We start from the raw sequence: 10,879 nt of genomic DNA on the forward strand, positions 1-10,879 counted from the left end.
TATATTGCAGCCAAAGTGAAGGCGCATGCCGTAGCCCGGTTTCCTAGTAAAGATGTCCCGGGTTCCGCGTCGCTACCAAGCTACAATTTTTCACCTAAAACCGCAGTTTGGAGTTAAAATGAACAATCAACATGTTGTTGTAGTGAACCACCCATTAATTCAGCATAAATTAACAATTATGCGCCGAAAAGATACCAGTACTGTCAAATTTCGTAATTTGATGCATGAAATTAGCATGTTACTCGCTTATGAAATCACTCGTGATTTAGAAATCGAATATGAAGAAATCGAAACACCCCTAGCCATGATGCAATCACCTGTTTTAAAAGGTAAAAAATTGGTTTTTGTTTCAATTTTGCGAGCAGGTAATGGTTTAGTCGATGGCATGTTGCAACTTGTACCTACAGCACGAATTGGTCACATCGGTTTGTATCGTGATCCTAAAACACTAGAAGCTATTGAATATTATATTAAACTTCCAGAGCATACTCGAGATCGCGATGTCATTGTAGTTGATCCTATGTTAGCAACTGGAAATTCAGCAATTGCCGCAGTTAAGGAAATTAAAGCCATCAGTCCCAAATCAATTAAATTTCTCTGTCTGCTTGCCTCGCCAGAAGGAATTGCAGCATTTCATGAAGAACATCCAGAAATTCCCATTTACACGGCCGCAATAGATCAACAACTCAATGAAAAAGGATATATTATTCCAGGATTAGGGGATGCCGGGGATCGACTTTATGGTACCAAATTGGAATATTAGTCCCTAAAACCAAGTAAATATTTATGGAACATTCTGTCAACATAAGAGGCCATTGTTGAAATTTTGGCTTCGAAGTGTTAATATTGAACACCGTGCTCGGTATTACATAAAGGATGTTTTAATGTCATCAAATGAAACTGCAGGAATACTTTCACCTTTAGCTACAAGTAAAAAGTATTCATGGACAAAACAGGATACCGTCTGGATGCTAAGTCTTTACGGTACCGCTGTAGGTGCTGGAACTCTGTTCCTTCCAATTGATGCCGGACTTAATGGGATCTGGCCCTTAATAATAATGACCATACTTGCCTTTCCCATGACTTACTTCTCACATCGTGCACTATGTCGTTTTGTTTTATCAGGCTCTTCTACTCAAAATGACATTACCGAGGTGGTTGAAGAGCACTTCGGTACTTTTGCAGGAAGAATACTGACTGGTTTGTATTTTTTTGCGATTTATCCCATTTTATTAATGTATAGTGTGGCTATTACCAATACCACTGAAAGTTTTCTTGTGAATCAGTTAGGTATATCTGCTCCTCCAAGAGCACTTTTAGCCATAATACTAATTCTTGCTCTTATGGCGATTGTCCGCTTCGGTCAGGAAATAATTGTCAAATCAATGTCCGTAATGGTTTATCCTTTTGCAACTATATTATTATTTTTGTCTATTTATTTGATTCCCAACTGGAATAACGCCATTTTACAACAAGACAACTCGTTACATGCCAACGGTGGTCATGGATTGTTAATGACTCTATGGCTAGTCATTCCAGTCATGGTATTTTCCTTTAATCATTCGCCAATTATTTCATCTTTCGCAGTGAATCAAAAAAAACAACATGGTATTGATGCAGATAGCCATAGTACCGCGATCATGCGCTATAGCCATTTGCTTATGGTTTTTTCAGTGATGTTCTTTGTATTTAGTTGTGTTTTTAGCCTCTCACCGCAGGATCTTTTACAAGCGAAACAACAAAACATTTCGATTTTATCTTATCTTGCAAATCATTTTAAAACGCCGCTGATTGCGACCATCGCTCCTATTATTGCCTTTATTGCAATTTCCAAATCGTTTCTTGGTCATTATTTAGGGGCTAAAGAAGGTCTTAGCAGTATTATTGTCAATTTGCTCAAACCAACTGGAAAAAAAATAAGCTCATGCAAGTTGCAACGCATCATAGAAATTTTTATGGTACTGACCTGCTGGATTGTAGCTACAATCAATCCCAACATCTTAAAAATGATAGAAACTTTGGGTGGACCAGTTATTGCTATGCTGCTCTTTATTATGCCTATGTATGCAACTGCCAAAATTCCAGCAATGGAAAAATATCGTACACATGTTGCAAGCAATGCATTTACAACAATCATGGGCATCATCTCTATTTCAGCCATAGTATATGGCTTGCTATAAAATGGTTCGTAGTCTGCGTGCAACTTAATAGAACAAAGGCTACGTTGCGCACAGCTCCTATTTTCATTCCTACGAAAATATGAAACAATTTATATCAATCTCATTCAATACCATTTTCGATGCACGTTGAATTTCACCACGTACCTATAGAAAACATTCAGGCGGGACAATATCAGCCTAGACAAGATTTTAATGACATCGCATTAAAAGAACTCGCCCAATCGATTGTCTCCCAGGGTTTGATTGAACCCTTAATCGTAAGATCAATAGCAAAACAACGTTATGAAATTATTGCTGGAGAGAGGCGATGGCGTGCTGCAAAAATAGCTGGCTTGCAAACAGTGCCTTGCCTAATAGGAAATTATAGTGACAAACAAGCATGCGCTCTCACTCTAATTGAAAATATCCAACGAGAAGATTTAAATTTGATTGAAGAAGCAAGCGCTTATCGGCGATTGATTGATGAATTTAATTATCACCAAGATGAAATAGCTACTTTAGTTGGAAAGTCACGTAGTCATATTGCCAATATTATTCGTCTACTTGGTTTAAGTGAAAAAATAAAAAATTTAATTAGGGATAAAACGTTATCTTTGGGGCATGCGCGAGTCCTTGTAGGGCTAAGTCCTGCGCAACAAGAATATTTAGCCCAGCAAACTATAGAGCAACAATGGTCAGTGAGGCAGTTAGAACATGCGGTTAAAACGCAAAAAAACAAAGAATCTTCTCCTCTCCAAAATGCTAAAAAAGATCGAGACATTGAGCGATTGCAAACGGTATTGGCAGAGCAAGTGGGCGCACCTGTACAAATAATAAACGACAATGGTGATGGAGGATGGTTACAAGTTAAATTTTTTGATAATGACACCCTTGCAGGACTTTTGGAGCGATTGGGCTTGAGATATGATTAGACCATGTTTATCAACCCTCGCATCAGCATATGGCAAAGCAAAAGGAACGACCTCGATGAAAAGGATCTTAACTGGCACGTTTTTATTGGCATTATCAGCACTATCACATGGTGCCAGTATCCAAAGCGAAGTAGATAAGTTAATTAACCGCATTAATCCGAATGTTAACCTCGGAATTGTCGTTCTTGACCTAACCTCTGGTCAAACTCTATATCGCCGCAATGCAGAACGGTTGTATATCCCTGCAAGTAACATGAAACTTTTTTCGGAAGCAGCCGCTTTAATGGTGCTTGGGCCAGATTATCGTTTTAAAAATCAATTAAATGTGAGTGCTGGTAACGTACAACAGGGCGTGCTCCAAGGAAACGTTTATGTGCAACTAAGCGGAGACCCTTCATTTAGCCGCAATGATTTAAACACGCTACTTTCTTCCTTGAAAGAATGGAATATCAATACCATCCAGGGTAATGTATACATCGATAGCAGTTTTGCTGGAGTCGATCCCTATCCACCAGGTTGGCTAACAACGGATTTATCCTACAGCTATGGTGCCCCCAATGCCCCAGTTATGGTTGATTCTAATCGTTTGACTGTTACCGTAAACCCTGGTGCTCAGGCTGGAGATCCTGCAATCGTTGAAGCAGACGATGGTGGTGGCGCCATCACATTAAATAACCTGGCTACAACTAAAGCCAACGCCAAAGGGTGTGGTGTAGGTTTTAGTTTAGATCAAAACAATCATTTAACTGTTCGAGGTTGCGTTGGAGTAGGACAGTGGGCAGTACAACAACGTTTGGCTATAAAAAACCCTTTAATGTATGCTCAAGCGATGATCAAAAACCAATTGATAAAAGCCAATATCCAACTCAATGGTCAAGTACAATTAGGTAAAACTCCAGCGGGTTCTTTATTAATTGCGACCCAATACTCTAAACCTGTATCGCAATTGATGGCAGATACGTTAAAACCCTCTGATAATCTCTACGCAGACAGCCTTTATTTACATGCTGCTGAAAAACTCAAGGGAGCTCCCGTCAACTGGCGAAGTGCTGAGCCCTTGATCAAAAACTTTTTACAATCACAAACAGGAATCGATTTTTCTAATGCGATTTTTACTGATGGGTCAGGCCTGTCACGCTACAGCTTGGTAACCCCTGAGCAAACCATATCACTATTAAAATTTTTATATCAACGTTTTCCATTATCTTATGAATATATAGCCGCACTACCTATTTCCGGACGTGATGGAACCTTGCAAAAAAGATTCCGTATTCCAATACAACAAGGTTTTGTGCGTGCTAAAACCGGTACTATGACCGGGATAAACAGTCTTTCAGGATATTTATATACGGCCAATGGCCATACATTGGCTTTCGCAATGTATGTCAACAGACAACCAGGAAAAGCCTCTGGACCCGGACGCCCAGTACTGGATGCAATTATTACTTATTTTCTACAGAAAAACCCAGAAAGCAGTCGTTTAAGTCGAGTTTTCTCACCCCATCAACGCATTAGTTTCCAATTGAATCCTACTCAAGCTGAAAAACAAAAAGTACATCAAGCTCGATGGAGACGTTTGGAGTCTGCAATACGAACTGCGCTGAGTGGACAATCTGTTAACATAATATATCGAGGCAATGAGCTTATCGTACATGATAACCAAGCGGATCCTGGAAAAGTATGGTCATCATTGCAATCCGTAGTAAAAAAATATCCTTTTGCAGTAATGCTGTCCTCCAAGACGCTACCGATTAATCCTTCTGGAAGCCCTGCCCTACTCTGGATACAGGCACCCGATACATCCAATCAAACCCAAAGAATATGGAGTATTCGCGAAGCAGCCTAGGAATACGTCATTGCCACAGGCAACGAAACTTGGAAAGAGTACAAAATTTCTGAGTTTCGTTACCCTCACCCAACATAAATGATTTAATATACCCCATATCCCTGAATAAATTACAATGGAGACTCAATTGAACGCACTAGTTCAAATTATTCTACTGTTTTTTTGTTTCTTTCATTCTGTATACGCTGCACCCACCTTTTTAACCCTTAGTGATATTCATTACGGCAGTAATAATCTATCTCGTGACGGAGAAGATACTGGCACAGAATTCTTGAAAATTACTATGAGGGAATATGCAAAACTGAGCAATAAAGTAGATTTCATTCTTTGCTTGGGTGATTTACCCACTCATTCTTTATTTAATACAACTAAAAAGGGAGAGTTTGAAAAAACTGTATTTGACGAATTATATAAAAACGATAAGAAACTGAAACCTATTTTTTATATTGCAGGCAACAATGATTCGTTACTTGGCAATTACCAACCTTTCGAATCAAATGGCGTATCCCCGTTAAATTTTGCTACGGATTGGGATGGAGCTTGTGCTCATTGTAAAGGCTTAATTATTGATGACAGTCACATGTATCAAGATGGATATTATTCCAGTTATGTAATACCCGGGAACAAAAATATTATTTTGATTGCCTTAAATGCAACTCAATGGACAAAAACTCCTATCCTTTCACAGTATCCTAATCAGGAACATGATGCGTTAATCCAACTTTCTTGGCTGAATCAACAATTAAAAAATCATCATGCCAAACAATTGTTAATTGCCATGCATGAACCACCCGGAAACTCATATCGCGGAGAACCCATTTGGCATAAACCCTACATGCAGGAATTTATAAAAATATTAAACAACAACAAAAAATCATATGGAGAAATTACCCTGATCACATCCCACACCCACATGGATGAGCTCAGAAAAATCCATCTAAAGGGCGGCAGTAATATATATGCTTATTCTACCCCGTCTATCAGCCGCATCCATCATAATTACCCAAGTATGAAAATATTTAGCATGAGCAATAATCTAAAAATAAAAAATTTTACTACTTATTATACAAGTGACCTAATCAGTTGGAAAAACGAGCAATATCAGGCGCTAAACTCCCCTGGTGCTATTTTTCCACATTGTCACCAAACACTATCTCAATGTCTCAATAAGTTAAATACCGAACAAGTATGCAATTATTTAGATAATGGTTTGTTTTATGGAGTAAAAAGTCCGAAGGTACCCAATCATGAATGCAATAAAATATATAAAGTTTCCTAATTGACAAATTCATAAATCAACTCTAAGTTTAACCCGTGATCATTAAAGGACTAAATTATGAAAGCACTTTATACAGCAACAGCACGTACGCACGGTGGCCGAAATGGTCATATAGAAACCTCAGACGGATTACTAAGACTGGATCTCGCCAAACCCAAGGAATTAGGAGGCCAAGGCGGTGGCACAAATCCAGAAGAATTATTTGCTGCAGGTTATGGCGCATGCTTTGAAAGTGCCTTGCGCCATGTTGCCAGTTTACAGAAAATTTCTCTGCAAGATGTCTCAATTCTTTCTCAGGTCTCTTTGTACCCCACACCAGAAAAAGGATACAAGCTTGGAGTTGAAATGCATACTCACATTACAGGTTTAAACCAAAAAGAGGCAGAAGAATTAGTAGCTAAAGCTCATGAAATTTGTCCTTATTCTAATGCAATTCGTGGCAATATTGATGTGGAATTTAAGATCAGCACAGAATAAAGCATCATGCCTGGATGAAGCAAAGCTTAACAGCGATTTAAGATTATACAAGTCCTAAAACCCGGGTTTCGTTGTGCGTGCCCGGGCCAAAATTTATAGTTTAATCATATTGCAGGATGCTTATGACACTAGAGATCTTGCCAAGGGCAACCAACCCGCATGCGATATAGCATGACCTCCACTATCATGCAAAGATTGGGCTTGTCATAAATGCTATGCCGTTGCATGATCTCCCTCAGCTTTGACCAAAGCTCGTCATTGAGCATAAATCGAAACATTGCAAAGTCATTCTATACTAGCTATCAGAACCGTTATATTATGAGTTTGGAAATTTTATATTGGTTGGTTGGACGGTTCCTGATAATATAAACTTATTTGTTAAAAATTCTCTATGAAAAACAAACAATTTGATCTTATCGTACTCGGTGGGGGCAGTGGCGGTATCGCGAGTGCGGTGCGAGCCGCCAAATATGGTGCCAAGGTAGCTGTAGTAGAACCAAGCTATTTGGGTGGTACCTGTGTCAATTTAGGTTGTGTCCCCAAAAAAATTATGTTCAATGCGTCCATGATTAATGAAATGATACATCATGCACCTGAATATGGTTTTACTCTTACAACAACATCTCTTGATTGGAACAGTCTGGTTAATAAACGTAATGCCTATATAAAACGACTCAGGGAAAACTATGCAAAACGTTTTACCCAATTTAACATCACTTTAATTCAGGGTGCTGGTGCTTTTCATGACGCACACTCAATCCAGGTAAATGACGTGCTGTACCAGGCACATCATATCATCATTGCGACAGGCGGCAAACCATCTCTACCAATGATTCATGGAATTCAACATGCAATCGATTCGGATGGTTTCTTTGCCTTGACCAAACAACCTGAAAAAGTAGCAATCATTGGTAGTGGGTACATCGGAGTGGAGCTGGCAGGAGTATTAAACAATCTAGGAAGTGAAACACATCTCTTAATGAGAGGCACACGACCTTTATCCCGATTTGATCATGTCCTAGGTGATACCTTGATGGAAGTCATGCAACAACAAGGTATTCATCTCCACACAAATCATAAAGCAAAAGAAATAAACTTACATAGTGATGGCAGAAAATCTATAGTATGTGCCAGCGGTTCAATTATTCAGGATATAGACGTCATTATTGCCGCTGTAGGAAGAAAACCCCGAACGTCTGGGTTGAACCTGGAGAAAGTAAAAGTTGCCATTGATGAGCAAGGTTTGGTTTTGGTCGATGCTTTTCAAAACACCAGTACTCAAGGGATCTATGCCTTAGGTGATGTAACCAATGCACCAGCTCTTACTCCTGTAGCAATAGCTGCAGGCCGTCGTTTAGCAGATCGTTTGTTTGGAAAACAACCCGAAGCGTGTCTAAATTATGAGAATATAAGCACTGTAATCTTTAGTCACCCCCCAATAGGAACAGTTGGTCTCAGTGAACAGGAGGCTATTGAACAATACGGTAAAGAGCAAATTAAAATCTATCAAACTCGTTTTAATCCAATGTTTGAAGCATTCGCTGAAGAAAAAACACCTACCGTGATGAAATTAGTTACCCTGGGCAAAGAAGAAAAAATTATTGGTTTGCATGTTATTGGAATGGCCGCTGATGAAATGCTGCAAGGCTTTGGTGTGGCAATAAAGATGGGTGCCTGTAAAAAAGATTTTGATAATACAGTTGCTATTCACCCTACAAGTGCAGAAGAATTTGTAACGATGGTTTAATAATATGAATGATGCTATTCGCAGTTTTCAAGGTAAATCGCCTTCATTAGGCCAAAGAGTATACATCGATCCTAAATCAGTAGTCATTGGCGATGTATCCCTGGGTGACGATGTATCCGTTTGGCCCATGGCTGTTTTACGTGGGGATGTGAACTCGATTAAAATAGGCAAAGCATGCAGTATTCAAGATGGGGCTATTTTGCATGTTACCCATGATGGCCCCTATACATCAGGGGGACAGCCATTAATTTTAGGCCAGGGAATTACAATTGGACATCAAGCAGTATTACATGGTTGTATTATTGATGATTTTTGTCTCATTGGTATGGGAGCATTAATTTTGGATGCTGTACACATATCCCATCATGTAATGGTCGGAGCAGGATCTTTAGTCGCTCCTGGAAAGGTACTGGAAAGTGGTTACCTATATCTTGGAAATCCAGCTAAAGCAATTAGAAAATTAACCGATCAAGAACTTGAGATGTTAGAGTATTCAGCACAACATTATGTGCGTCTCAAGGATAAGCATTTGGCATCATTATAGTATTGTAACTTGATAATGCAAAATGGACTCCTTAATCAGTTTATTATACTCAGAGGTGTTATATAAATTTTCACACATAATTTAGGAAAATAGTCAGATCTATTCATTGATATTCGTCCTATCTTCCTAAAATTAATAGCGCGGTTTAATTCAAATTCATGGAGTAGGAGGCGTCGGTGGCATAGGGTGTTCAGATACTACTTGCTTTGGTTGATTCATGAGGCCATGTGTACTAAGCAATATTCCATTATTCACTTTTGTTGACTCTTTTAAATCGATAGCCTGCTCAGCTTGTTCCAGTTCTTGTTCCATTTTTTGTATAAGAAACTGCAAGCGAGCATTTTGCTCCGCCAATTCTGATTGTATTGACTTAACATCTGCAATTCCATTTTCTAGAGCAATGAGTCGTTCTTTAATTTTCATTTATATTCCCTACAAATCATTTTTAATTATTAAACTATTCATGGACTTAGTATCCTATCTAAAGGCCGGTGAATAATAACAATTAATTAACCATAACTCGAGTTACTCCAGAAATTTTCATGACTAAATTTTCTGTATATGCACTTGAGGGGGTTTGAAAACCAATTGGAGCATTTCCTGATAGAACATTTTGGATAATCATTACTGTAGATAAAGCAGTCAGTGTATAACCATTTGGCGTAGTCATTAAAGCTGCAATTTTTTCTCCTGAATCATTAACTACTTCGCCATAAATTTTTACAACTGAATTCGTTCTTTGTTCCTCAGTAGGCCCAGCAGGCAACTGATTGATTTTATGTGTTATATACTTTTTAATTAGAGGCCAACTTAAAAGCCATTTAAATGAATTAATAACGTTTTTAAATTTCATTACTTTTCTTGGTAAAGCCATATAAGTTTCAATATGTGGGATTTGTGTAGACCACCATGCTGACGCCAAATCTCCCCATGAAATCGTGGCACATAACAAATTCTTTGTAGTACCAAAATCAAAAGAATGGGTCTTCCAGCTAAAAGAAACTTTTTTTAAAGCACCATTATCTCGAATTAGAGTTCCTTCAGGAATATCTTCTATCATTGTTTTAGCAGTGCCATGAGAGATACTTAAACCTGAATTTTCATTAAATGTTGCGATAGCAAGTAATAGTCGGCTTGCGTCAGGCAAACAACATTTCAAATAAGCAGCCAAACAATCACTAGGAACCACATCAAATCCAGAACCAGGAAGCAACATAATCCCTTCCATGAGTGCACGTTCATTCATTGCCATGAGCCCTTCTATTACCATGACCTCGCCAGTAATATCCAAATAATGTGTTTTTACTGCAAGACAAGCCAAGGCCATGTTTTTATAGGTATACTTGAATGGACCAGCACAATGAATTACTGCAATGAGATCGCGCAGCGCTTTTTTAGTTTGTTCCAGATCATTCACATCAAATACTCTGTATTCCAAATTCAAAGCATTGGCTTGTACCTTTAATTTTTCTTCATCTCTACCTGCTAATATCGGCTTTAATCCTTGCTGTACACTTAATTGAGCGATCAAGTTACCGGTATATCCATAAGAGCCATAAATTAGGAAATTTTTCTTTGTCATAAGATGCCTGAATATATTTTTATCCAGTGTATCTCGAGAATTGTCATTTATCGAGGTCCAAGTATCTGAAAAACTAATAGAGAATAAAAAATTTTGGAAACGAATTAAGTAGTTAGAGTTAAATCGCTAGAAATCATAGCAAATTGGTTGAAATAGCGAATTAGATGATAAAAAAGCAGAATTCGGAAGAATATTTAATAAGTCATAATTAAAAAAAAAGCGACCGTAAAGCCGCTTTTCAAGAATAAAACCCTGGCGATGACCTACTTTCACATGAGGAGACCTCACACTATCATTGGCGCGGGCTCGTTTC

11 protein-coding genes and 1 pseudogene are annotated in these 10,879 nt (G+C 38.4%); 8 read left to right on the forward strand and 4 right to left on the reverse strand.

Going from position 1 to position 10,879, the window contains the following annotated elements:
- Window positions 1-118 precede the first annotated feature (118 nt).
- The 6 genes from upp (at window position 119) to DGG96_RS13820 (ending at window position 6,693) form a co-directional block, all read left to right on the forward strand.
- The gene (gene upp / locus DGG96_RS13795) at window positions 119-763 is read left to right on the forward strand and encodes a uracil phosphoribosyltransferase (protein WP_110143229.1); all 645 of its coding nucleotides are present in this window, start codon (window positions 119-121) and stop codon (window positions 761-763) included.
- 121 nt (window positions 764-884) lie between these two features.
- The gene (locus DGG96_RS13800) at window positions 885-2,180 is read left to right on the forward strand and encodes a serine/threonine transporter (protein ID WP_110143230.1); all 1,296 of its coding nucleotides are present in this window, start codon (window positions 885-887) and stop codon (window positions 2,178-2,180) included.
- Window positions 2,181-2,299: 119 nt separating this feature from the next.
- Window positions 2,300-3,091 (forward strand): ParB/RepB/Spo0J family partition protein, encoded by a 792-nt coding sequence (locus DGG96_RS13805; protein ID WP_110143231.1) that lies wholly within the window; start codon window positions 2,300-2,302, stop codon window positions 3,089-3,091.
- A 55-nt stretch (window positions 3,092-3,146) separates the two neighbouring features.
- A complete protein-coding gene (gene dacB, locus DGG96_RS13810; protein ID WP_110143244.1) occupies window positions 3,147-4,937 on the forward strand; it encodes a D-alanyl-D-alanine carboxypeptidase/D-alanyl-D-alanine endopeptidase in 1,791 nt (596 codons plus the stop codon).
- 127 nt (window positions 4,938-5,064) lie between these two features.
- Window positions 5,065-6,216, forward strand: coding sequence for a metallophosphoesterase (locus DGG96_RS13815; protein WP_110143245.1), 1,152 nt, complete (start codon window positions 5,065-5,067; stop codon window positions 6,214-6,216).
- 57 nt (window positions 6,217-6,273) lie between these two features.
- Complete coding sequence (locus tag DGG96_RS13820) at window positions 6,274-6,693, forward strand: organic hydroperoxide resistance protein (RefSeq protein ID WP_110143232.1); 420 nt, start codon at window positions 6,274-6,276, stop codon at window positions 6,691-6,693.
- Between the two features lie 131 nt (window positions 6,694-6,824).
- Here DGG96_RS13820 and DGG96_RS21060 read toward each other — a convergent pair.
- Window positions 6,825-6,971 (reverse strand): annotated as a pseudogene (locus DGG96_RS21060) (IS5/IS1182 family transposase); the annotation flags it as partial.
- Between the two features lie 113 nt (window positions 6,972-7,084).
- Here DGG96_RS21060 and gorA point away from each other — a divergent pair.
- Together gorA and DGG96_RS13835 are read left to right on the forward strand one after the other, a co-directional pair.
- Window positions 7,085-8,440, forward strand: a complete 1,356-nt coding sequence (gene gorA, locus DGG96_RS13830; RefSeq protein WP_110143233.1) for a glutathione-disulfide reductase — start codon at window positions 7,085-7,087, stop codon at window positions 8,438-8,440.
- 4 nt (window positions 8,441-8,444) lie between these two features.
- Window positions 8,445-8,984, forward strand: coding sequence for a gamma carbonic anhydrase family protein (locus DGG96_RS13835; RefSeq protein WP_110143234.1), 540 nt, complete (start codon window positions 8,445-8,447; stop codon window positions 8,982-8,984).
- 156 nt (window positions 8,985-9,140) lie between these two features.
- On the opposite strand, the gene DGG96_RS13840 is transcribed toward DGG96_RS13835, so the two are convergent.
- The 3 genes from DGG96_RS13840 to DGG96_RS21065 form a co-directional block, all read right to left on the reverse strand.
- Window positions 9,141-9,407, reverse strand: coding sequence for a hypothetical protein (locus DGG96_RS13840; protein ID WP_110143235.1), 267 nt, complete (start codon window positions 9,405-9,407; stop codon window positions 9,141-9,143).
- A gap of 82 nt (window positions 9,408-9,489) precedes the next feature.
- On the reverse strand, window positions 9,490-10,566 hold the full coding sequence (locus DGG96_RS13845; RefSeq protein WP_110143236.1) for a saccharopine dehydrogenase family protein: 1,077 nt from the start codon (window positions 10,564-10,566) through the stop codon (window positions 9,490-9,492).
- 126 nt (window positions 10,567-10,692) lie between these two features.
- Window positions 10,693-10,879: hypothetical protein (locus tag DGG96_RS21065; RefSeq protein ID WP_205872620.1), on the reverse strand; the 187-nt coding region annotated here is incomplete at its 5' end.

The organism is Legionella qingyii (assembly GCF_003184185.1).

Excerpts from the sequence above, each read along its gene's own strand:
- DGG96_RS13840 (WP_110143235.1), bottom strand. The coding sequence starts at position 9,407 with ATGAAAATTAAAGAACGACTCATTGCTCTAGAAAATGGAATTGCAGAT.
- gorA (WP_110143233.1), top strand. The coding sequence starts at position 7,085 with ATGAAAAACAAACAATTTGATCTTATCGTACTCGGTGGGGGCAGTGGC.
- DGG96_RS13845 (WP_110143236.1), bottom strand. The coding sequence starts at position 10,566 with ATGACAAAGAAAAATTTCCTAATTTATGGCTCTTATGGATATACCGGT.
- DGG96_RS13820 (WP_110143232.1), top strand. The coding sequence starts at position 6,274 with ATGAAAGCACTTTATACAGCAACAGCACGTACGCACGGTGGCCGAAAT.
- upp (WP_110143229.1), top strand. The coding sequence starts at position 119 with ATGAACAATCAACATGTTGTTGTAGTGAACCACCCATTAATTCAGCAT.
- dacB (WP_110143244.1), top strand. The coding sequence starts at position 3,147 with ATGAAAAGGATCTTAACTGGCACGTTTTTATTGGCATTATCAGCACTA.
- DGG96_RS13835 (WP_110143234.1), top strand. The coding sequence starts at position 8,445 with ATGAATGATGCTATTCGCAGTTTTCAAGGTAAATCGCCTTCATTAGGC.
- DGG96_RS13805 (WP_110143231.1), top strand. The coding sequence starts at position 2,300 with ATGCACGTTGAATTTCACCACGTACCTATAGAAAACATTCAGGCGGGA.
- DGG96_RS13800 (WP_110143230.1), top strand. The coding sequence starts at position 885 with ATGTCATCAAATGAAACTGCAGGAATACTTTCACCTTTAGCTACAAGT.